The sequence below is a fragment of the Lysinibacillus sphaericus genome, from assembly GCF_015844675.1.
GTDB lineage: Bacteria > Bacillota > Bacilli > Bacillales_A > Planococcaceae > Lysinibacillus > Lysinibacillus sphaericus_E.
Map to the genome: position 1 here is coordinate 1 of NZ_LDGC01000021.1, position 22,169 is coordinate 22,169.

The 22,169-nt window shown below is 38.6% G+C and carries 22 protein-coding genes; all 22 read left to right on the forward strand.

Going from position 1 to position 22,169, the window contains the following annotated elements:
* Positions 1-52: 52 nt before the first annotated feature.
* A complete protein-coding gene (gene tnpA / locus ABE34_RS07345) occupies positions 53-529 on the forward strand; it encodes an IS200/IS605 family transposase (protein WP_197141399.1) in 477 nt (158 codons plus the stop codon).
* A gap of 434 nt (positions 530-963) precedes the next feature.
* Positions 964-1,785: a spore cortex-lytic enzyme gene (gene sleB, locus ABE34_RS07350; RefSeq protein ID WP_197141400.1), complete on the forward strand. Its 822-nt coding sequence runs from the start codon at positions 964-966 to the stop codon at positions 1,783-1,785.
* Between the two features lie 15 nt (positions 1,786-1,800).
* The gene (locus ABE34_RS07355) at positions 1,801-3,084 is read left to right on the forward strand and encodes a PepSY1/2 domain-containing protein (protein ID WP_197141402.1); all 1,284 of its coding nucleotides are present in this window, start codon (positions 1,801-1,803) and stop codon (positions 3,082-3,084) included.
* Positions 3,085-3,169: 85 nt separating this feature from the next.
* On the forward strand, positions 3,170-3,829 hold the full coding sequence (locus ABE34_RS07360; RefSeq protein ID WP_197141404.1) for a flagellar brake protein: 660 nt from the start codon (positions 3,170-3,172) through the stop codon (positions 3,827-3,829).
* Positions 3,830-4,161: 332 nt separating this feature from the next.
* Positions 4,162-4,836, forward strand: a complete 675-nt coding sequence (cmk, locus tag ABE34_RS07365; RefSeq protein WP_197141406.1) for a (d)CMP kinase — start codon at positions 4,162-4,164, stop codon at positions 4,834-4,836.
* Positions 4,837-4,938: 102 nt separating this feature from the next.
* A complete protein-coding gene (gene rpsA / locus ABE34_RS07370; protein WP_197141408.1) occupies positions 4,939-6,075 on the forward strand; it encodes a 30S ribosomal protein S1 in 1,137 nt (378 codons plus the stop codon).
* 277 nt (positions 6,076-6,352) lie between these two features.
* On the forward strand, positions 6,353-7,663 hold the full coding sequence (gene der / locus ABE34_RS07375) for a ribosome biogenesis GTPase Der (RefSeq protein WP_197141410.1): 1,311 nt from the start codon (positions 6,353-6,355) through the stop codon (positions 7,661-7,663).
* A gap of 142 nt (positions 7,664-7,805) precedes the next feature.
* Positions 7,806-8,822, forward strand: coding sequence for an NAD(P)H-dependent glycerol-3-phosphate dehydrogenase (locus ABE34_RS07380; RefSeq protein WP_197141412.1), 1,017 nt, complete (start codon positions 7,806-7,808; stop codon positions 8,820-8,822).
* A 445-nt stretch (positions 8,823-9,267) separates the two neighbouring features.
* Positions 9,268-9,480 (forward strand): DUF2768 domain-containing protein, encoded by a 213-nt coding sequence (locus ABE34_RS07385; protein ID WP_197141414.1) that lies wholly within the window; start codon positions 9,268-9,270, stop codon positions 9,478-9,480.
* Positions 9,481-9,502: 22 nt separating this feature from the next.
* A complete protein-coding gene (locus ABE34_RS07390) occupies positions 9,503-10,282 on the forward strand; it encodes a hypothetical protein (RefSeq protein ID WP_197141416.1) in 780 nt (259 codons plus the stop codon).
* A gap of 91 nt (positions 10,283-10,373) precedes the next feature.
* Complete coding sequence (gene spoIVA / locus ABE34_RS07395) at positions 10,374-11,852, forward strand: stage IV sporulation protein A (RefSeq protein WP_197141418.1); 1,479 nt, start codon at positions 10,374-10,376, stop codon at positions 11,850-11,852.
* 199 nt (positions 11,853-12,051) lie between these two features.
* Positions 12,052-12,324, forward strand: coding sequence for an HU family DNA-binding protein (locus ABE34_RS07400; RefSeq protein ID WP_004232618.1), 273 nt, complete (start codon positions 12,052-12,054; stop codon positions 12,322-12,324).
* 551 nt (positions 12,325-12,875) lie between these two features.
* Positions 12,876-13,445, forward strand: a complete 570-nt coding sequence (folE, locus tag ABE34_RS07405) for a GTP cyclohydrolase I FolE (RefSeq protein WP_079559906.1) — start codon at positions 12,876-12,878, stop codon at positions 13,443-13,445.
* Positions 13,446-13,508: 63 nt separating this feature from the next.
* Positions 13,509-13,727 carry a trp RNA-binding attenuation protein MtrB gene (mtrB, locus tag ABE34_RS07410; RefSeq protein ID WP_197141420.1) on the forward strand — a complete coding sequence of 73 codons (219 nt, stop codon included), beginning with the start codon at positions 13,509-13,511 and terminating at the stop codon, positions 13,725-13,727.
* A gap of 526 nt (positions 13,728-14,253) precedes the next feature.
* Complete coding sequence (locus ABE34_RS07415; protein WP_197141422.1) at positions 14,254-15,021, forward strand: heptaprenyl diphosphate synthase component 1; 768 nt, start codon at positions 14,254-14,256, stop codon at positions 15,019-15,021.
* Positions 15,022-15,036: 15 nt separating this feature from the next.
* A complete protein-coding gene (locus tag ABE34_RS07420; protein ID WP_197141424.1) occupies positions 15,037-15,741 on the forward strand; it encodes a demethylmenaquinone methyltransferase in 705 nt (234 codons plus the stop codon).
* A 19-nt stretch (positions 15,742-15,760) separates the two neighbouring features.
* Positions 15,761-16,735 (forward strand): heptaprenyl diphosphate synthase component II, encoded by a 975-nt coding sequence (gene hepT, locus ABE34_RS07425; protein ID WP_197141426.1) that lies wholly within the window; start codon positions 15,761-15,763, stop codon positions 16,733-16,735.
* 86 nt (positions 16,736-16,821) lie between these two features.
* On the forward strand, positions 16,822-17,238 hold the full coding sequence (ndk, locus tag ABE34_RS07430) for a nucleoside-diphosphate kinase (protein ID WP_142508373.1): 417 nt from the start codon (positions 16,822-16,824) through the stop codon (positions 17,236-17,238).
* Between the two features lie 365 nt (positions 17,239-17,603).
* Entirely contained in the window at positions 17,604-18,752 is a 1,149-nt protein-coding gene (locus tag ABE34_RS07435; RefSeq protein ID WP_197141428.1) for a thiolase family protein, read from the forward strand.
* A 15-nt stretch (positions 18,753-18,767) separates the two neighbouring features.
* The gene (locus ABE34_RS07440; RefSeq protein ID WP_197141430.1) at positions 18,768-19,529 is read left to right on the forward strand and encodes a 3-hydroxyacyl-CoA dehydrogenase; all 762 of its coding nucleotides are present in this window, start codon (positions 18,768-18,770) and stop codon (positions 19,527-19,529) included.
* A gap of 504 nt (positions 19,530-20,033) precedes the next feature.
* Positions 20,034-21,659, forward strand: coding sequence for a long-chain fatty acid--CoA ligase (locus tag ABE34_RS07445; RefSeq protein ID WP_197141432.1), 1,626 nt, complete (start codon positions 20,034-20,036; stop codon positions 21,657-21,659).
* Positions 21,660-21,925: 266 nt separating this feature from the next.
* Positions 21,926-22,156, forward strand: a complete 231-nt coding sequence (locus tag ABE34_RS07450) for a hypothetical protein (protein WP_197141434.1) — start codon at positions 21,926-21,928, stop codon at positions 22,154-22,156.
* Positions 22,157-22,169: the final 13 nt, after the last annotated feature.

Consider the following 22,169-nt stretch of genomic DNA (forward strand, 5'->3'; position numbering starts at 1 on the left):
CGTACAATGAATTCAGGTCTGGTCAACCGACTTCGTACGAAAGGGGATCCAAATGGATAATAAAAGTTTAGCACACACAACATGGAATTGTAAGTATCACATCGTCTTTGCGCCAAAATATAGAAGGCAGATAATTTATGGGCAAATCAAAGTAGATGTAGGTAGAATTCTTCGCCAGTTATGTGAAAGAAAAGGCGTAGAAATTATTGAAGCAACAGCATGTCCTGATCATATTCATATGTTGGTAAGTATTCCACCAAAATTAAGTGTTTCATCGTTTGTGGGTTATTTGAAAGGGAAAAGTAGTTTAATGATATTTGATCGACATGCGAACCTGAAATACAAATATGGAAACAGGAAGTTTTGGTGTCGTGGATATTATGTAGATACAGTAGGAAGAAACAGAAAAATCATTCAGGAATATATAAAAAATCAATTACAAGAGGATATTCTTGAGGATCAAATGACCATGAAAGAATTCATTGATCCATTTACAGGAGAAGAAATAAAAGCAAAAAAGCGAAGATAATAAAACCACTTTAGTGGTAGCGTGAAAACGGAGTGCGGTTGGCGGACCTTTCAATATGTCTTTAGACGTGGGTCAGTACCCCAGCGTTTCACGCGTAGAGCAAACCACCAGTTAGACTGGTGGTTCTGATTTTAACTTTTTTAAGCAAATGTCCAAAAAACATGCTGAAAAAGAGGAACTCAGTCTAAGAACGCCACGTCCTGTGGCATTACTGAAATGACTGACATAGTGTCGGCCCTCGTGCTGTTGCTGTCGCTTCGCTTTCGCACAGACAAAAAAGTGTTGCTGTCGCTACGTTAGCACTGCGCTTTCGGACAATAGACATCTGCAGCCCTAAGCACAAAGCCGATGCCGGACGCAATTTTACCGAGGGAAAATTGCTATGTATAAAATGAGTCGTTTGTTTCAAGCTATGTAAAAAAGGAGTGATGATAGTGCGTTTAGTAAGCATAATTTTTGCTTTGATGTTGGGGATTAGTATATTTGCTATTCCGCAAAATGATGCCATTGCATTTACCGAGCAACAGATTTCTCGTGGTGCTTATGGAGATGATGTAATTGAGCTACAAGCAAGGCTACAATACTTAGGATTTTATAAAAGTAAAATTGATGGCAAATTTGGCTATAACACATATTGGGCTTTGCGTAATTTCCAAGAAAAATACGGTTTACCAATAGATGGGATAGCTGGTGCTAAAACTAAAAAAACTTTATCAGGTTATTCAGATTACGATGAAGGATGGGTCAAAGCGCAATTAAATGCAGGAAATCAATTCACCTATTATGGTGGAGTTCCACTTGAACAGCAAGTGAAAGCAAACACTGGCGGTGGTGGTGGCGGCGGTAAAAGCAGTGGTAGTACTAATAATAATGGTACTCAAACTCAAATACCTCCAAAATATACTGACAGAGATATTCAGTTAATCGCGAATGCGGTTTATGGTGAAGCTAGGGGAGAGCCTTATGAAGGGCAGGTAGCGGTAGCGGCTGTTATTTTAAATCGTTTAGAGAGTCCTGATTTCCCAAATACTATTTCAGGAATCATTTTCCAACCGCTAGCCTTTACTGCGGTGGCAGATGGACAAATTTGGCTTGAACCAAACGAACGTGCAAAAGAAGCGGTTATTGATGCTATGAATGGATGGGATCCTTCAGAAAATGCACTTTATTATTTTAATCCGAAAACAGCTACAAGTAAGTGGATCTGGTCAAGACCTCAAATTAAACGAATTGGAGAACACATTTTCTGTTCATAGAAAGGAGGAAAACAAATGAGAACTATGCTCGTTATACTCACTGCGGCAGTTATTGGCTTAGGGGCATATAGCATTAATATGCACGGAGAAAATAAAAGTTTACAACGTACTGTGCTAGCTCAGTACACAGATAATTTAACGGATGCATCTGAGAAATTATCGCATCTACAAAGAGCTGTTTCACAATCTCTATTGTTTCGAGATGATCAAGCGATTCACAATGAGTTAGATTCTGTTTGGCGACTAAGCTCTGACGTTCGATCGTCTATGTCTAATATTCCTATCGGGCAGGAAATGTCGAGCGACTGGCTAAATTACTTAGGGCGCCTAGGAGATGAGGCAAAGAAAACATCTAAAACAGGTGATTACCAAGCTTGGCGAGAAAAAATGCCACAAATCTCTACAAATTTACAATCACTTTCAGATGAATGGTCAGCTGCAACAGTAGATTTTTATAAAAATAACGGTAAAATGGATGTCTGGTTACGACAAGTAGATACGAAGAACCCAAATACAACATTTGATAATGTACAAAAGACATTAAAGGATTACGGCGAAAAAGATTTCCCGCTTACATTAAGTGAATCGGATTGGCAGAAAAAAATAGAACTTAAAGCATTACAAGATTCAGTCATTAGTGAAAAAGAAGCATTGGAAAAAGTAAAACAATTATTCCCTATCATAAAAGATGCAACATTTACTGTTACAAAAAGTAACGATACTGCACCATATCCGTTTTATCATATCCAATTCCACCAAGGCATTCGTTTAGGATATGTCGATCTAACAGAAAAGGGCGGGCATTTAATTTCCTACTTAGTGGAACGTCCGGTAGATGAAGCAAGGGTATCACAGGATGAAATTATGAAAAAAGCTGAAGAATATGTAAAGCGACTTGGAATGAATGATGTTGCATTTGTGGAAAGTCGTGAAAATCATCAAGCATGGCATGTTACATTTGCACGGGTTCACCCTGGTGATAATGCATTGGTTTATGCGGATGGGGTGCAATTAAAACTTGCTAAGGATACAGGCGAGTTACTTGGTGCAAATGCGATGGAATATATTCAGGAAGAGACGATTAAGCAACAAACAGCAAGACCAATTGATTGGAAAACTTTCTTTGATGCCGACGTGAAAGTAGAAGAAGTAAGAAATATCTATACAGATAATGGTCAATTTGAACAGCGACTTTGTTATGAGGTAATTGCGGTACGTGATAAAAATACGCAAGAAACGTTTAGAGTTGTTATTGACGCAGAAAATCACAATGTTTTGAAAGTGGAATATTTAACGTAATCTAAGAAAAAACTACCAGTTTTTATATAGCCAGGATGGGCATCTCATGCGATAATAAAGTATATTTGTGTTCGAGGAGATGCTCATGGAAATAAAAATTGGTACTCAATTAGAACTTGAACCAACTTATACAGAGAGTGTTGAAAAATTTCGCTGTAAAGTTGTAGAACAAAATGAAAATATTATTTACATCGATTATCCAATAAATGTTGCCACAAACAAAACAGCTTTTTTAATAGATGGATCTGAATTTAGAGCAACTTTTCGCACGGATGATAAACAATCATTTGCTTTTAGTACTGAAGTGGTTGGACGTAAAGCTGGTAATATTCCTATGATTATGTTGCATTGTCCAAAGGAAGATGACTTTATTAAAATTCAGCGTCGTGAATATGTACGTGTGGAAACGTCTGTAGATATAGCGATACAGTTTCAAGATGCCAAATATCAGCTAGTGACAACGGATATTAGCGCCGGTGGTTTGGCAGTTCTCTTGAAAGGGGCAATTAAATTCCAAGCTGGTGATGATGTTCAGTTAACAATCGTTTTACCATATGCTAACGGAGATGTTAATTACGTGATTACGGATGCGACGGTTGTTCGTATATTCGAAAAAGATGCCCAAAAAATTGCCACTATACAACTAACAGATACTGATGATGTAGACCAACAGCATATTGTTCGTTTCTGCTTTGAACGTCAGTTAGTGAATCGTCGTAAAGAAATAAATCCTTTTGATGATTGATTTTTTCGCTTATTAATTGATCTCAACCTCTATATGTGGTGAGATGAATGCAGACTTAAGCTGCTTTTTTTGCGGATGTCCAAAAAACCGCTGAAATAGAGGAACTCGGTTTAACAACGCCACGTCCAAGGGCATTTTTACCGAAATGACCGGCATCAGTCGGCCCTCGTGCAGGAAAAGTACAAAGTAGATTCTGGACGCAATTATGCCGAGTACTAATTGATAGAAAGTTTACACCTTCAACTCAAGTAGTAATTTGATTTTAGAAAGCCCTCTCCTTGAAGAGGGCTTTTTTATGATACAATATGGTGTGATAGAAAGTAGGGGAAAATATGAAGAAAAACATTCAAATTGCGATTGATGGACCGGCTGGCGCTGGGAAAAGCACAATCGCAAAAATCGTTGCAGAGGCACTTGAATTTACTTATATCGATACAGGTGCTATGTATCGTGCTGTCACGTATAAAGCAATGCAACAAAACATACATTTAGATGATGAAACAAAATTAGCAGAAATGCTAGCATCTAGCACTATTGACTTAAAGCCTTCTTCTCAAGGACAACTTGTCTTTTTAGATGGAAAGAACGTTTCTGCTGAAATTCGATCAAATGAGGTAACTTCATCTGTTTCACAAGTAGCAGCTCATGCTAAAATACGCGAACTATTAGTAAAGCAGCAACAAAAGCTTGCAGCTAATGGCGGTGTAGTGATGGATGGGCGCGATATTGCTACACATGTATTAAAAAAGGCAGAACTAAAAATATTTATGTCTGCAACTGTAGAAGAGAGAGCAAGACGTCGTTTTATTGACAATCAAAAGCGAGGAATTGAATCTACCGTTGAAAAGCTTCAAGAAGAAATTGCGCTGCGCGATAAAATGGATAGTGAGCGTGAAGCATCACCACTAATTCAAGCAGAAGATGCCATATTTTTAGACACGACAGCATTATCAATTGATGATGCAGCACAGGCCATTTTAAAATTAGCGCAAGAAAAAATGAAGTAAATCCAAAAATTTCAGACATTTTTTGAATTTAAAGGATTTATTTTTGTCTTTGTCTTCAATATCGAATAAAATAGTAAGGGAAGATGCGAAGGAGGGTTACATATGTCTGAAGAAATGAACAATGTAGAACAAACGTTTAACGAAGGTGATATCGTCAAAGGTATTGCTGAGCAGGTTGATGAAAAAGCGGTAACTGTTTCAATCCCAGGTGCACCATTTGACGGTATTGTACCGATAAGTGAATTATCAAGCTTACACATCGAAAAAGCGTCTGACGTAATCTCTGTCGGAGATGAGTTGGAGTTGATGATTACAAAAGTTGAAGAAGAAAACTATGTATTATCAAAACGTAAAGTAGATGCGTTAAAAGCATGGGATACACTCGAGCAAAAATTCATCGCTGAGGAAATTTTCGAAGCGGAAGTAAAAGATATTGTTAAGGGTGGTCTTGTCGTAGATTTAGGAGTACGTGGCTTCGTTCCAGCATCCCTAGTAGAAGACTACTTTGTAGATGATTTTGAAGACTATAAAGGTAAGTCTCTTAACTTTAAAATTGTTGAGCTTGATAAAGAAAAAAATCGCTTGATTTTATCACATCGTGCTGTAGTAGAAGCTGAAAAAGCTTCTCAAAAGAAAGATGTTATTAACCAAATTAAAACTGGCGATGTTTTAGACGGGAAAGTACAGCGTATTGCATCATTTGGTGCCTTTATTGACCTTGGTGGTATTGATGGCCTTGTGCATATTTCACAAGTGTCTCATGAGCATGTGAGTGATGTGAGTGAGGTATTATCAGAGGGACAAGAGGTGAAGGTGAAAGTCCTTTCTGTAGACCCAGCAAATGAGCGTATTTCGTTATCTATTAAAGAAACGATTCCTGGTCCTTGGTCGAACATTGAAGAGCGTGCAGCTAAAGGTACAGTGTTAGAAGGAAAAGTAAAACGTCTTACTTCTTTCGGAGCATTTGTGGAAGTTTTCCCAGGTGTAGAAGGTTTAGTGCATATTTCGCAAATCGCGCATAAACATATTAATACGCCTCATGAAGCTTTAAAAGAGGGACAAGAGGTACAGGTGAAAGTGCTTGACGTAAATGCTGAAGATGGCCGCTTAGCATTAAGCATTAAAGATTTACTTGAAAATCCTGAGGCAGAGGAAGTAATCGACTATGAATTACCAGAAGAAAACACAGGTTTCTCTTTCGGTGATGTCATTGGCGATAAGCTGAAAAACTTTAAATAAACTTGACAAGCGAGGATACAGTTTGTGTCCTCGCTTTTTTATGTAGGAAACGAATAGAAAAGCCAAAGAGACGAAAAGAACAATCAAAGTTAAACTTATAGAACGAAGATAACCACATCACATCGAACATTCAAATAGCTCAGCCGAAATGATATAAAAATTTTTAAATAGATGGAAAGAACGGTACATAGCGCGCACATTCATGGATATGATATGATATAATGGCATTTTTCGTGTATAATAGCGAAAGACAAGAAGTTGGAAGGATGAAGTACAGATGACGAAACCAGTAGTAGCCATCGTAGGTCGTCCGAACGTAGGTAAGTCGACGATTTTTAATCGTATCGTTGGAGAACGTGTCTCGATTGTGGAAGATATTCCAGGCGTTACACGCGACCGTATTTATAGTTCGGCAGAGTGGTTAACACATGACTTTAATATTATTGATACAGGTGGTATTGAGATTGGGGACGAGCCGTTTTTAGAACAAATTCGTCAACAAGCGGAAATCGCCATTGATGAAGCGGACGTTATTATCTTTATGACGAATGGTCGTGAAGGTGTAACAGCTGCTGATGAGCAAGTAGCTAAAATTTTATACAAAACAAAAAAACCGGTCGTTTTAGCAGTTAATAAAATTGATAACCCGGACATGCGCGAAATGATTTATGATTTCTATGCGCTTGGCTTTGGTGAGCCTTGGCCAATTTCTGGTTCTCACGGCTTAGGCTTAGGGGATTTATTGGACGAATGTGCTAATCATTTCCCTAATGAAGATGAAGAGCAATATGGAGACGAGGTTATTAAATTCTCGTTAATTGGTCGTCCAAATGTCGGGAAATCTTCATTAGTAAATGCATTTTTAGGCCAAGATCGCGTTATTGTGAGTAATATCGCGGGGACTACTCGAGATGCTATTGACACGCCGTATGAGTATGATGATCAGGAATATGTCATTATAGATACGGCAGGTATGCGTAAAAAAGGGAAAGTATACGAAACGACAGAGAAATACTCTGTATTACGTGCTTTACGAGCAATTGAACGCTCTGATGTTGTTTTAGTCGTTCTAAATGCTGAAGAAGGCATTCAAGAACAAGATAAAAAAATTGCAGGCTATGCGCATGAAGCAGGAAAAGCAATTGTTATTGTAGTAAATAAATGGGATGCCATTGAAAAAGACGAAAAAACAATGAACGTCTTTACACAGCAAATTCGTGAGCATTTCTTATTCTTAGACTATGCACCGATTATTTTTGTATCGGCTAATACAAAGCAGCGTGTACATCAAATTTTACCGATTATACAACGTGTAAGTGAAAACCATGCAATGCGTATTCAATCATCTATCCTTAATGAGGTGATTGAGGATTCTGTAGCACGTAACCCAGCACCAACTGATAAAGGCCGACGTCTTCGTATCTACTATGCTACCCAAGTTGCGATCCAGCCACCGACGTTTGTGGTGTTTGTTAATGAACCAGAGCTAATGCATTTCTCTTATGAACGATTTTTAGAAAACCGTATCCGAGAAACATTTGATTTTGAAGGAACGCCAATTCGATTAATTACCCGAGCTCGTGCTTAGGAAAAATATACACATACAATACGCCAACCCGACAATATTGTTGGGTGGCGTCTTTTTACAAGAGAGGAAAGTATAATTTTCTCTAGCATTTTTCGTAACTAATAAGAGTGAATTGTCTTTTCTTAACAAGGGAGGATTTTGAATGGAAAAAGTTTGTGTGTTAGGGGCAGGCTCGTGGGGTACAGCACTTGCGATGGTGCTTGCAGAAAATGGGCATGATACACTTCTATGGACTCATCGAGCAGATCAAGCTGAAGAAATAAACAACCTGCATACTAATAGGAAGTATTTGCCTGAAACTGTACTGCCGACAAATTTGTATGCGACAAGTGATATTGCTGAGGCAGTTGCTCATTCGGAAACAATTATCGTAGCAGTGCCAACTAAGGCTATTCGAGAAGTATGTGAAAAAATGTGCGCAACACTCGATAAAAAAATACTGTTTGTGCATGTATCAAAGGGAATTGAGCCCGATACATTAAAACGAATTTCAGAAATTTTAGAAGAAAGTCTACCTGCAGAATTTGTAGAAGAAGTTGTTGTACTTTCAGGTCCAAGTCATGCAGAGGAAGTTGTCTTACACCACCCGACAACGGTTACAGCAGCTTGTGCAAACATTGAAGCCGCAGAAAAAGTGCAAGATTTATTTATGAACCAATATTTCCGTGTCTACACAAGCAAAGATGTGATTGGCGTAGAAATAGGTGGCGCATTAAAAAACGTAATTGCATTAGCGGCAGGTATTTCAGACGGCTTAAATTATGGTGATAATGCCAAAGCAGCACTTATTACTCGAGGTTTAGCTGAAATTTCACGTCTTGGTGTTGTAATGGGAGGGAATCCATTCACATTTTCAGGACTTTCAGGCATGGGGGACTTAATTGTAACATGTACAAGTGTACACTCTCGTAATTGGCGCGCGGGTAATTTATTGGGGCAAGGAATGAAACTACCAGAGGTACTCGATCAAATGGGCATGGTTGTTGAGGGAGTACGCACAACAAAAGCGGCCTATCAGCTAGCGGAGAAATATGATGTTGCTATGCCAATCACAGCGGAGCTTTATAGTGTTCTATTTAATAATATCGAACCTAAAATAGCGGTTGATACATTAATGATGCGTATGAAAAAGCGAGAAATCGATGACATGATATACTAATTAATGGAAATTGATAAATCAGGTTATTCAATAAACCTAATCTATTTGATTAGGTTTGTCATAAAATGGACATAAATAAGGTGTCTCAGAGAATATCTGAGACGCCTTATTGTGTGCTTTTAATTAATTATTTTATAAAGGATGTCCATTTAACTTCTAGCAAAAGTCTCCGACCGCTATAGACGGTTGTATGATGCGGTTTTAAGCTACTTTTCAGCGAATGTCCAAACACCCGCTGAAATAGAGGAAATCAGTCCAAGAACGCTACGTCCTGTGGCAATGACTGAGTGACCAACATCATGTTGGCCCAAAGCCGATTTCGTACGCAATTATGCTGAGGCATAATTGATTGATAGTTATTGGACAACTATTTCTTTTTAGCGAAAGCACATAGTATAATATATTTTGATTGTTTTGTGACGTTGTAGAAAGGTGGTTGTTTTAAATGGGTCCGTTAGCACATTTGCCTGCGCTTGATGTAATGTGGGTATCGTTTTATTGTATTGGCTTTTTGATTATATCTATTGGTTTAATTTATTTCGGTCGTAATAAGGTTTCAAACGTTTTTTTACGTACAATCGTAAATTTAATTGCATACATACTGTTTGGACTTGGCACATTTTTAATGGTTCTAATTGTAGCCACATGGCCAGCATAAAAAATGATGAGGTGGAAGTGACATGAAAAAACTAAGTGCTTTTCTTTTGGTAATTGTAACCGCTGTACTTCTAGTAGGTTGTGCATATCCAGAAGACGAGAAAAGGGCAAAAGTAGTGCCGGATGCTGATAATTTAGCTGCGGTTCAGCGTGCGGTTGATGAATATCGTGAAGCAAATGGTGGACTAGTTCCAATTAAAAATAGCGAGCTAGATACAGATATATATATAAAATATTTAATTGATTTTGAAAAATTAATGCCTAAATATCTTGCGCAAATTCCTGGGAACGCCTATGAAAAGGGTGGGATATTCCAGTATATTATTTGGGATCCTGAAAATGAAGCTAAAGTAAAATTGGTAGATTTAAATGCTGCAGAGCGAATTCGTGAAATTAATATTCGTAAACTTTCAAGCGAATATTTACCGATAAAGGGTGTATCTTCTGATAATGTATTTCAAATTAACTTTGAAAAATTGGGCTATAAAACAGATGTAACTGTGAAGAGCCCCTATTCTGGTGCTGAATTACCAATATTTATGACAGGCGATGGAGAAATGCATGTCGACTATTCAGTAGATTTAGGGCAACTACTAAAAGAAGAAAAACATGATGTAAAACCTGGAGATGATATTCGTCAGCTACTTATCGATAAATATCCAGTAGTGCCAGCTTATTCTTTACCATATACAGTAGATGAAAAAGGTGAGCCGATTTATTTTATGGACGCCTATAATAGTGACGCAAAAAAAGCTAGAGAAAAATTAATTCAAGAGTATGAATCCAAAAATAAAAAAGATTAGTCAATAAGCTCCTTACATTTGTGAGGGGCTTTTCATATTTATCTAACAGCTCGCATATAGTGAAAAAGCGTAGATAAAGGAGGCAGAAACCTTGAGTGAAGCAGTATTTAGAGAAATTGCAGAGCGCACAAATGGCGATGTTTATATTGGTGTTGTCGGTCCAGTACGAGTAGGTAAATCTACATTTGTAAAAAAGGTTATGGAATCGGTCGTGTTACCAAATATTGTGGATGATACAGAAAGAATGCGTGCACAAGACGAGTTGCCACAAAGCTCGCCGGGGCCAGTCATTATGACTGCTGAGCCGAAGTTTGTGCCTGCCCAAGCAACACGTATTGCGGTCGGTGAAGATGAAATGACATTCCAAATTCGTTTAGCAGATTGCGTTGGTTATATCATTGACGGTACAAAAGGCTATGAGGATGAAAATGGTCCGAAATTTGTGCATACACCTTGGCATACGGAGCCTATCCCTTTCCAAGAAGCGGCGAAAATAGGCACGGATAAAGTAATTCGTGACCATGCCAATATTGGAATTGTTGTAACAACAGATGGCACGGTCAATGGTATAAGTCGTCGTGCGGCAGAGAAGGCTGAAGAGGAAATTGTAGAGCAATTAATGGATATTGGAAAACCTTTTGTTATTGTATTAAATTGCCAAATGCCGGCGCGAGAGGAAACCGTACAGCTCCGAAATGAGCTATTTGAGCGCTATAACGTTCCAGTAATTGCTATTTCGATTGATCAAATGCGTGCATCTGATATTCAGTATATTTTGCAAGAAGCATTATTTGAATTTCCAATTCGAACAATAGAGGTGGAAAAGCCAGATTGGTTAGATGTTTTAGATGCAACACACCCATTAAATGTTGCACTAATTGATTCGATGGAAGAAGTGTTGTCATCTATTATGAAAATTAGAGATGTGCAGCAGGCGTCAGATGCCTTTAAAGCCATTGATTATATTGATCAAAGTGAAGTGGTACATGTGGATGCTGGTATTGGAACTGCGGTCATTCGAGTATCATTACAAGGCGAGCTATATAAGTCGGTTTGTAACGAATGGCTAGATGAACCAATTGAGACGAAGCGAGATTGGCTAGTCTTTATTAAAGAGGCGGCAGAAGCAAAAGAGGCACAAAAACGCTTTAAAAGTGCAATTAATGAAGCAGATTCGACTGGTTATGGTGTCACATTGCCAATGATGCAGGAGTTTGAGCCGACAGCACCAGAGCTCATTAAACAAAATAATTTTTTTGGTGTCCGTATGAAGGCAAAAGCACCATCATATCATATCATTCGTGTAGATATGGAATCAGAATTCGCGCCACTAATAGGCTCAGAATTCCATAGTCAACAATTACTTAAGGATTTAAATCATGCTTATTTACATGATCGAGATGCATTATGGAACACGCAGCTTTTTGGAACTCCGTTACATGAAGTGTTAAAAGAAGGAATACGCTATAAAATGGATGCAGTACCAAATACAGCTAAAAAACGGATGCGACAAACAATTGAACGTATGGTGAACGAAGGCGATAGAGGTTTAGTTACATTTATTTTGTAGTGATAAAATGAAAAATAAAGCGCAAAAAATTATTACAGGGCTTTTCGTTTTTATGCGAAAAGTCCTGTTATTTTTGTTTTTTGGGTGAAAAACGTATTTTTTGGTTATAATCATGAATGAATACAGTTGCGTAGCGGTTTTCTATGTGTTAATCTTTTTACAGAATTGGTTCATGACCCTTTGAGAGGAGGTGAATGGTGTGAATAAAACAGAATTAGTAAACTCTGTTGCTGAAGCTGCAGGTCTTTCTAAAAAAGACGCTTCTAAAGCAGTTGAAGCTGTATTTGATACAATTCAAGATGCTCTTGCAAAGGGTGACAAAGTACAATTAATTGGTTTTGGTAACTTTGAAGTACGTGAACGTGCGGCTCGTAAAGGTCGTAACCCACAAACTGGTAAAGAAATCGAAATCGCTGCTAGCAAAGTACCTGCTTTCAAACCAGGTAAAGCGCTTAAAGATGCTGTAAAATAATACACGTCTAGTAGTTACATAGAGCAGTCTTCATGTATATGAACATGGAGGCTGCTCTTTTTAAATTATTTCAGCGAGTGTTGCATAGATAACTGAAAGATGAATAAACGTCAGTGTAAGCAATATAGAATTCCTATACCCGATTTAGGCCTATCGATGAAAGTCGGGATCTATTTTTGAAACTTGTAGATATATTTAGTTGGTTAGGGTGGAGATAGGGCATCTCCTTATAGGGCAACTGTCACTGGAATGCTAGCGAGTAGGGGGACGAATGCTAAAATCAACACATTTGTCATGACCTTTCGCAGAAAAAACTGTCACCACGACTCCTCAAGAAAGAAGCGCCCTGTCGGAATGGTCAACCTGACGTCATTGCGATGAACTAAAATTTGCAAAATATACTACTAATTAGTAAGAGTAAAGTGGCGATTTTACTTACATAGCGTTGAATTTCTTTTGAATCAAGTAAGTCATTTTGCGCTTACCTTTTGGATATGCTACGATGCATAAGGAAATGTGTAATGTATTGATACGGAGGAGGGTTTTTACGGATGTCGAATGTTGATTTATTGAAAATAGAAGAAGCAGTAAAAATGATATTAGAGGCGGTAGGCGAAGATGTAAATCGTGAAGGTTTACTCGATACACCGAAACGTGTAGCAAAAATGTATGCAGAAATGTTTAGTGGCTTACATGAAGACGCAAAAGATTATTTTAAAACAGTATTTCATGAAGACCATGAGGAATTAGTACTTGTAAAGGACATTCCGTTTTATTCGATGTGTGAGCATCATCTAGTGCCTTTTTATGGAAAAGCGCATGTCGCATACATACCAAACGATGGCATAGTTGCTGGACTAAGTAAATTAGGACGTGCTGTAGAAACTATTGCTCGTCGTCCACAATTACAAGAACGTATTACCTCTTCAGTGGCAGAGACAATTATGGAAATGCTCTCTCCGAAAGGTGTTTATGTAGTGATTGAGGCAGAGCATATGTGCATGACGATGCGAGGGCTTAAGAAGCCTGGATCTAAAACTGTGACATCGGTTGCACGTGGTATTTACGAAGAAGATGAAGTAAAACGTAGAGAAGTTTTATCATTTATTCAAATGTCTTAATATGCATGTCTAATTATGTTATGATGGACTAAGAATTTGTCGGATTTAAGGAGTGTAAAGACAATGTCACAAGATTATATTGTTATTCAAGCAGAGGAAGATGGCGTGCATGTAATCGGTTTAACTCGAGGTACAGATACAAAGTTCCATCATTCTGAGAAATTAGATGCAGGCGAAGTTATGATTGCTCAATTTACTGAACATACATCTGCCGTGAAAATTCGTGGGAAAGCGCAGATTCATACAGCTCATGGTGTTATAAATAGCGAAACGAAAAAGTAATGAAAAACAATGACATGCAGAAGTGCTTTTAAAATGGTTTTGTGTTGATGGCAATAGTGATGCACATATAAATCGACTAAATGTGTAAAACTGTTTTTAACTTCTTTTCAGCAAATACCTTAAGTAGCGTCAGCTGCAAATGTCTTTTGTTGCGATAGTGCAACGGCAGGTATAGAAACGTTAAAGCCTCCGGCGGATGTCATGAACTCGGCATGGAGTTTAATACAGGCTGTTAGCCCTAAGATCATCGCATTCATGTGATAACTGCTAACTGACCTGCATCGGTAAAAAATCACGCCCTGTGGTATAACCGAAATGATCGACATCGTGAAGGACTAAGCAAAAAGCCGATTCCCCAATCAAATATGTCGAGGCATATTTGATTGGGAAAGCTCTACTGCCTATCATGTTGAATAAAGCAAAAAATTTTTATTCCGAATCGTCGCGTGTGCTATAATGACTCAGTAAGTAAGCGTTAGATCCTTGAAGTGGCTAACGTATTTGAAAGTGAAATGGAGTAAGGTCTATGAATGCAACATACATTCAAAATTCAATCGCACAATTAAAAACAGAGATTTTCATGGATGTTCGTCATAGAACTTTGCAAAAATACACAGGAGTGCCTGTGCTCGATGAAAATCAATTATTTTACTTGTTAGTTCCCTTTTTGAATGGTGAAGAGTGGCAACAAGAGGAAAGAGAAGCTGCAATCACGGTTGGGATTGTTTACGCAGCTTTAGCGGCGCACGATCATATTAAAGAATTAGATGCCACATCAAAAGAACAGCAGCTAACCGTTTTAGCTGGGGACTTTTATAGTGGTCGTTATTATGAGATTTTAGCGAAGTCGGGAAATGTCGCATTGATTAGAAATTTGTCGCAAGGGATTGTGCAACGTTGTGAACACCAAATTAAAGTATATGAGGCAGAAAAACGAACACTCGAACAATGGTATGCTTCAATAACTAACATTGAATCGGGATTAATCTCAAAATTTTTTGAGCTATATTCGTTTGGTACCTATATTCCAATTGTGGAGAAGAGCTTATTAATCTTGCGTTTAGAAAGAGAATGGGCGACACATCAACGTGGACAAGTAACGTTAATGAGTAAGGTTCTTGAAGAAAGTGCGAGATATGCTGGAGTGACCTATGGCAACGTTATACAGGACAAAATTGTGCAATTAAAAACAGAGCTGTTACAGGTGTTAGAAGATGCATCATTTTTACAAGGTGATGTAAAACAAGCTCTACAAGCGTATGTAGAGGCATCCATTGCTTCTACTAATGGATAAGAGAGGTTTTTCGAAATGGCTAAAACGAAAGAAGAGCACGTGCACGAAGTATTTGAAAGTATTTCGCAAAGCTATGACAAAATGAATGGTGTTATTAGCTTCCAGATGCATGTTGGCTGGCGCAATGATACGATGAAGCGTATGGCAGTAAAACCTGGAGCGAAAGCACTGGATGTTTGTTGTGGTACGGCAGATTGGACAATTGCCTTAGCTGAAGCAGTTGGTGAAAGCGGAGAAGTAAAAGGGGTAGACTTCAGTAAAAACATGCTGAAGGTTGGTGAGCAAAAAGTAAAGCCATACCCACAAATTGAACTAATACATGGAAATGCTATGGAATTACCTTTCCCAGACAATACATTTGATTATGTAACAATTGGTTTTGGGCTTCGCAATGTACCAGATTATTTACAAGTTTTAAAGGAAATGAATCGTGTTGTAAAACCTGGGGGAATGGTTGTTTGTTTAGAAACATCTCAATCTGAAATTCCCGGCTATCGACAACTATTCCGTTTTTATTTTAAATATATAATGCCGGTATTTGGTAAAATATTTGCGAAAAGCTTTAAAGAATATTCTTGGTTACAGGAATCAGCAAATGATTTCCCAGGTATGAAGAAGTTAGCGGCAATGTTTGAACAGGCAGGTTTAGAAAAAGTAACGTACAAAGCATACAGTGGCGGTGCTGCGGCAATGCATATGGGCTTTAAAAAGGTACGTTAATGGGGGAAGGTTTTCACAAGTGGAAAAGATGAAGTTAAAACTACTCTATTCCGATTTGAAATCAGATATCGAAATCATTGAAAAAGAATTAGAAAGAGCAGTGAACTCTTCTTCTGGTTTAATCAATGATGCTTCTCTCCATTTATTGCAAGCTGGTGGTAAACGGATACGACCAATTTTTGTGTTGCTTGGCGCAAAATTTGGCGACTATAATATCGAAAAGATGAAGGATGTAGCCGTGCCAGTAGAGCTTATTCATATGGCATCACTTGTGCATGATGATGTAATTGATGATTCCAATATGCGAAGAGGACGCCCGACTGTCAAATCACAATGGAATAATAGAGTTGCAATGTACACGGGCGATTTTATTTTTGCGCGTGCACTTGAATATATTACAAAGCTTGAAGACCCATTAGTTCATCAAATTTTAGCACGTACGATGGTGGAAATTTGTAACGGTGAAGTCATTCAAATCGAAGATAAATTTAGACTAGATCAAGGCTTAAAGGATTATTTTAGACGAATCAAACGCAAGACGGCATTACTAATTTCTTCTAGTTGTGAACTTGGTGCAGTAGCAGCAGGTGTCGATCCCAAAACAGTGAGACATTTGAAACGCTTCGGCTATTTTGTAGGCATGAGCTTCCAAATTATCGATGATGTTTTAGACATAATGGCAACAGATAAAGAATTAGGGAAGCCGGCCGGTAGTGATTTATTGCAGGGGAATATTACATTACCGATTCTACTGTTAAAAGATGATCCTGGAATGCAACCTTATTTGGTAAAAGTGTTTGCAGGTACTTTGACAGAGGTAGAACGTCAAAATATGTTGCGCTATGTGCGTAAATCCGACGCGATTGAGCTAGCTAATAAAATGAGTGATAAATATTTGAAAAAGGCATTGCAGGAAATAGATGCATTACCAAAACATCCCGTCAAGAAAAAATTACGTGATGTCGCTTTATTTATGGGTAAGCGTAAATTCTAGCTTTTTGTTGTACAAAGCCCGATTTTTTGTTAATATTTATCGGTAGGTGTAAAACCTGTTATACGAATTTAAGGAGTGTTTTAAACATGGCAATCGAAAAAACTTTTTTAATGGTTAAGCCTGATGGCGTAGAACGTCAAGTAGTAGGAGATATCGTAGATCGTTTTGAACGTCGCGGTTTTGTATTGAAAGGTGCTAAATTAATGGTAATTCCTACAGAATTAGCAGAAAAGCACTACGCTGAGCATGCTGAGCGTCCATTCTTTGGTGAATTAGTTGATTTCATCACTTCTGGTCCTGTTTTCGCTATGGTATGGGAAGGCGAAAACGTAATTAAGCTTGCTCGTACAATGATGGGAGCAACTAAACCTGAAGAATCTAACCCAGGTACAATCCGTGGTGACTATGCAACAACAGTTTCTCACAACATCATTCACGGTTCTGACTCACTTGCTTCTGCTGAGCGTGAAATCGCTTTATTCTTCGGTGAAGATTTAGTTTAATTTCTTTCAGCGTGTATCTCTGACTTAGTGAGATAACAATTATGCTAAGGCAAACTTGAATTTGCAAATAGATTAAGCAATCTCAATTCAAATTGAGATTGCTTTTTTTATTGCTCTGAAAATGGAATGAGGTTACTTAATAAAAAGAAGCCTATAACAAAAAATAGACCTATAAAATCCGTGGTGGAAATTTTCTAAATACATATAGAATTGTTAAATACTTCTTAGTCATGTAAAATAAAAGATGTAATATTCTGATAATTTTAGTTGTTGAATAGTTTATTATCAAGAATATATTTCATAGCATCTAAATACATTGGATGATAGGAAATGAGAGAGAATTGACAGCGCAAAGGGGTTATTTTATGAGAGAAGTGGTAATTGTATCAGCAGTTCGTACAGCAGTTGGCAGAAGTAAAGGGGCATTAAGCAATGTTCGAGCAGATGACTTAGCGGCAGATGTACTGCAAGAAGTGGTACAACGAGCAGGTATCAACAAGGATCAGGTGGAGGATGTTATTTTTGGCTGTGTGACGCAAACTGCTGAACAGGGAGCAAATATAGCCCGTACGGCCCTATTAATGGCAGGTTTTCCGGAGAGTGTCCCAGGTGTGACAATTGATCGTCAATGTGGATCAAGTCAGCAGGCGGTTCATTTCGCAGCACAGGCTATTTTAGCAGGCGATATGGACATTGTTATTGCTGGTGGAGTTGAAAGCATGACGAGGGTGTCAATGGGGTCTAACATGAAAGGTGCTCACGCAGGTAAACGACTACAAGACAACTATACAATTATTCATCAAGGGTTATCAGCCGAAAAAATAGCGAAAAAATGGAACTTGTCGAAGGAGCGGCTCAATAACTTTGCTTACAATAGTCATAGACGAGCATTGGGTGCTATTGAGGCAGGCCATTTTAAAAAGGAAATATTGCCTGTCCAAGTTACGCAAGAAGACGGCACAGTGACAACGTTTTCTGTTGATGAAGGGCCACGGGCAGAAACGACAGTTGATAAATTAAATGGACTAAAAACCGTTTTCCAGGAAGATGGTGTGATAACAGCCGGTAATGCAAGTCAAATGAGTGACGGTGCCTCAGCTGTAGTTATTATGTCTTTAGAAAAAGCGCAGGAACTTGGCATCCGACCGCTTGCTAAAATTGTTACACGAGTTGTCGTTGGTTCAGATCCGACGTTAATGCTAACTGGTCCAATTGAGGCAACTAGACAAGCGCTGGAACGTTCAGGTCTTACGATTGAGGAAATTGATACGTATGAAGTGAATGAAGCTTTTGCGCCAGTACCACTTGTTTGGTTACGCGAAATTGGAGCAGATCCCGATAAATTGAATCCGGATGGAGGAGCAATTGCATTAGGACATCCATTAGGAGCAACGGGTACAAAACTGTTAACAACGATGCTGTACAGAATGGAACGAGAAAATTTAAGGTATGGTTTACTTGCGATTTGTGAAGGTATGGGAATGGCGAACGCTACTATTATTGAAAAATTGTAAAAGGGGTTGTGTTTGATGAAGGAAGTAATAGCAGTTGTAACAGGGGGAGCATCTGGCTTAGGAGAGGCTACTGTTCGCAAAATTGTTGCAGAAGGTGGCAAAGCAGTCATTTTTGATCTTAACGACGAGCGAGGACACGCACTAGTAGAGGAGTTAGGGGAGAATGTCCGATATGCACGTGTTGATGTGACAAAAGAAGCTGATGTAGCTGTAGGGCTTGAACAAGCGGTAGCGACATTTGGGTCCATTAACGTCACGGTGAACTGTGCTGGAATTGCTGATGCAAGTAAAGTACTTTCAAAGCGTGGTGTGCATGCTCTAGGTTTATTTGAAAAGGTGATTTCAGTCAATTTAATTGGTACGTTTAATGTGATTCGTCTAGCAGCCGAGAAGATGCAACTGAATGAGCAAAATGAGGATGGTCAGCGCGGTGTTATTATTAATACTGCATCTGTAGCGGCGTTTGATGGGCAAATAGGACAAGCAGCATATAGTGCCTCAAAGGGTGGTGTGGCAGCGATGACGTTACCGATTGCTCGAGAGCTTGCTGAAATCGGTGTACGTGTCATGACGATTGCTCCAGGATTAGTAGAAACTCCAATGTTTGCGTCGCTGCCAGAGCAAGCAAGAACAGCACTTGCTCAAATGACGCCTTTCCCTAAACGACTTGGAAAACCAGCAGAATATGCGTTATTGGTAGAAAGTATTATCCAAAATGGTTTATTAAACGGTGAAGTCATCCGCTTGGACGGTGCGATTCGTTTGCAGCCGAAATAGGGGTAACATGAAAGTGCTCGACTCTAGCTAAATAAGCTAGACTGTTCATATAGAGCATAGAGAATGAACAAAAGCTCCTGTGATTATGCATTTGTGAAGCTCTGAAGTGAAAAGGTACTTGTCTGCGGTTAGCGAGGGAAAAAATTAATTTGTTTTATATGGTTCATCACCGAAAGTTGTGGTTGACTTTCGTTAAAACGTCTACTTTGTAAATAAGTTGATTGGAGTGGAGGCTGGGCGACTCCTTGGGGATTAGCGTCACAGATGAGACCCTGGAGCGAGCAGGTAGGGGAACGAAGGCTAAGGACATCACATCCTGTGATAACGCCTTCGTGACCAACATCGTGTTGGCCCAAGCGGCTCATCGGACGCCCCCAGGAAAGCGCCCAGCCGGAACGGAAATCAACCACACGTTTTGATGGTGATTCTTTTATATGTAATTATTGGTAGTAGCATTCAGCCTTGGACGATTCAAAAATTATATAAACAAAGGGGAGCGTTATTATGCATATGATGGATACACCTTTATTATTAACAAGTTTTTTGGATCGAGCAGAACGATTTTTCCATGCGAAAAAAATATATTCGAGGACAAGCCCTACAACAATTCACGAGTTTACTTATAAAGAATATGTAAAACGAACTCGTAAACTAGCAGATGCCCTTACAAATTTGGGAATGGAGAGAGGGATGAAAGTAGGTACCTTCGCTTGGAATCATCACCGTCATTTAGAAGCATATTTTGCAGTGCCATGCGCAGGAGCCGTATTGCATATGATTAATATTCGATTAGCGCCTGAGCATATTGCTTATGTTATTAATCATACAGAAGATGAAATATTACTAATTGATGATAATTTAGTTCCACTTATTGCACCAATTGTCTCACAGCTTAAAACAGTCAAGCACTTTATCGTAATGGGAGATGATATCGTGCTAGAAAATATCCCACTACCGAATGCTCTGTCTTATGAAGCATTAGTCGATGAGGCGAATGAAGACTTTAAATTCCCAGATGATTTAGATGAAAATACACCTGCTGGTATGTGTTACACAAGCGCAACTACAGGAATGCCAAAGGGTGTTGTGTATACTCATCGTAGTATTGTCCTCCATACTATGGCAGCAGGACTTTCTGATAGTATAGGTATTAGCGAGACAGACGTTGTATTACCTGTCGTACCAATGTTCCATGCGAATGCGTGGGGATTTCCGTTTGCGGGTGTATTATTTGGTGCTACACAGGTGCTCCCTGGGCCAATGTTTACACCACAGCTATTACTTGATTTATTTGAAACATATAAGGTAACGCTGACTGCAGGAGTACCTACGATTTGGCTTGGGCTATTACAGGAGCAACGTAAAAATCCTCGTGATTTGTCTTCAATACGGTTGATTGTTTGTGGTGGTTCAGCGTCGCCGAACGGTCTAGTTCGTGGTTTTGAGGAGGAGTTTAAAATTCCTTATATGACGGGCTACGGTATGACCGAGACATCGCCGCTTGTTAGTATATCGACGTATTTAACTCATATGCAAGATTATACGTTGGATGAAAAAATGGATGTTCGTACTACGCAAGGAATAACAGTGCCACTCATTGAAACACGTGTAGTCAATGAAAACGGTGAAGTACCTTGGGATGGCAAAACAATGGGTGAATTGACAATTAGGGGTCCATGGATTGCTGCTGAGTATTATAACGATGAACGAACAAATGAAGCCTTTAAAGATGGCTGGCTCTACACGGGTGATATTGCTGTAGTGACAGTAGATGGTTATATTAAAATTACAGATCGTACGAAAGATTTAATAAAAAGTGGTGGAGAATGGATTTCTTCGGTAGACCTTGAAAATGCCTTGATGTCACATCCTAAAGTGTTGGAGGCAGCTGTTATAGCTATTCCTCACGAAAAATGGATAGAACGACCTCTAGCGTGTGTTGTACCGAAGCCTGAATGTAAGGATTCCATTACGAAATCAGAGCTACTAGAAGATTTACAATCGCAATTCCATAAAACATGGATTCCTGATGATGTTGTATTTTTAAATGAGATACCTAAAACTTCTGTAGGAAAGTTCATGAAGGTAAAATTGCGAGAAGATTTAAAGGACTATCGTGTAGAGGTTTAGGAGGCAAAAATTTTGAAGGTGGTGACTGACTACCTTCAAAATTTTTATTTAAAATATAGGAACATTTCCATAGCGTAGGGTAATTTTCCTTTCGACAATGCGTAGTAGCTTGAACCATAAGGATGTTATGTCACAAATGAGTTATCCAAGAACATGAAACAACTAATGGAATATTTTTGATAAAATAGTGAAAGAATGAAAAGAAAATGAAACTATTTATTTCATTTTACCGTATAATCATTATTAAATGAGAGGATGTGGACGTATTGTCAGTTGCGATCGTTGCGATTATGGGTGGAGTAGTTATCGCTTTAGCAGGTATTATTACAGATACACTAACAAAAAAACAAAAAGTAAATTTAAAGGCTATTGAGAAGGAAATAGAGCTAGAAAAGCTAAGATTAGAAACGTATACGATGGAAACAGAAAAATTACGTCTAGAATTAGAGCAATCCAAAGTGTTACTATTAGAGGAAAAACAAAACTCAACTAAGTAACTTGGATTACATG

Excerpts from the sequence above, each read along its gene's own strand:
- tnpA (WP_197141399.1), top strand. The coding sequence starts at position 53 with ATGGATAATAAAAGTTTAGCACACACAACATGGAATTGTAAGTATCAC.
- ABE34_RS07355 (WP_197141402.1), top strand. The coding sequence starts at position 1,801 with ATGAGAACTATGCTCGTTATACTCACTGCGGCAGTTATTGGCTTAGGG.
- ABE34_RS07360 (WP_197141404.1), top strand. The coding sequence starts at position 3,170 with ATGGAAATAAAAATTGGTACTCAATTAGAACTTGAACCAACTTATACA.
- cmk (WP_197141406.1), top strand. The coding sequence starts at position 4,162 with ATGAAGAAAAACATTCAAATTGCGATTGATGGACCGGCTGGCGCTGGG.
- rpsA (WP_197141408.1), top strand. The coding sequence starts at position 4,939 with ATGTCTGAAGAAATGAACAATGTAGAACAAACGTTTAACGAAGGTGAT.
- der (WP_197141410.1), top strand. The coding sequence starts at position 6,353 with ATGACGAAACCAGTAGTAGCCATCGTAGGTCGTCCGAACGTAGGTAAG.
- ABE34_RS07380 (WP_197141412.1), top strand. The coding sequence starts at position 7,806 with ATGGAAAAAGTTTGTGTGTTAGGGGCAGGCTCGTGGGGTACAGCACTT.
- ABE34_RS07385 (WP_197141414.1), top strand. The coding sequence starts at position 9,268 with ATGGGTCCGTTAGCACATTTGCCTGCGCTTGATGTAATGTGGGTATCG.
- ABE34_RS07390 (WP_197141416.1), top strand. The coding sequence starts at position 9,503 with ATGAAAAAACTAAGTGCTTTTCTTTTGGTAATTGTAACCGCTGTACTT.
- folE (WP_079559906.1), top strand. The coding sequence starts at position 12,876 with ATGTCGAATGTTGATTTATTGAAAATAGAAGAAGCAGTAAAAATGATA.
- mtrB (WP_197141420.1), top strand. The coding sequence starts at position 13,509 with ATGTCACAAGATTATATTGTTATTCAAGCAGAGGAAGATGGCGTGCAT.
- ABE34_RS07415 (WP_197141422.1), top strand. The coding sequence starts at position 14,254 with ATGAATGCAACATACATTCAAAATTCAATCGCACAATTAAAAACAGAG.
- ABE34_RS07420 (WP_197141424.1), top strand. The coding sequence starts at position 15,037 with ATGGCTAAAACGAAAGAAGAGCACGTGCACGAAGTATTTGAAAGTATT.
- ndk (WP_142508373.1), top strand. The coding sequence starts at position 16,822 with ATGGCAATCGAAAAAACTTTTTTAATGGTTAAGCCTGATGGCGTAGAA.
- ABE34_RS07435 (WP_197141428.1), top strand. The coding sequence starts at position 17,604 with ATGAGAGAAGTGGTAATTGTATCAGCAGTTCGTACAGCAGTTGGCAGA.
- ABE34_RS07440 (WP_197141430.1), top strand. The coding sequence starts at position 18,768 with ATGAAGGAAGTAATAGCAGTTGTAACAGGGGGAGCATCTGGCTTAGGA.
- ABE34_RS07445 (WP_197141432.1), top strand. The coding sequence starts at position 20,034 with ATGCATATGATGGATACACCTTTATTATTAACAAGTTTTTTGGATCGA.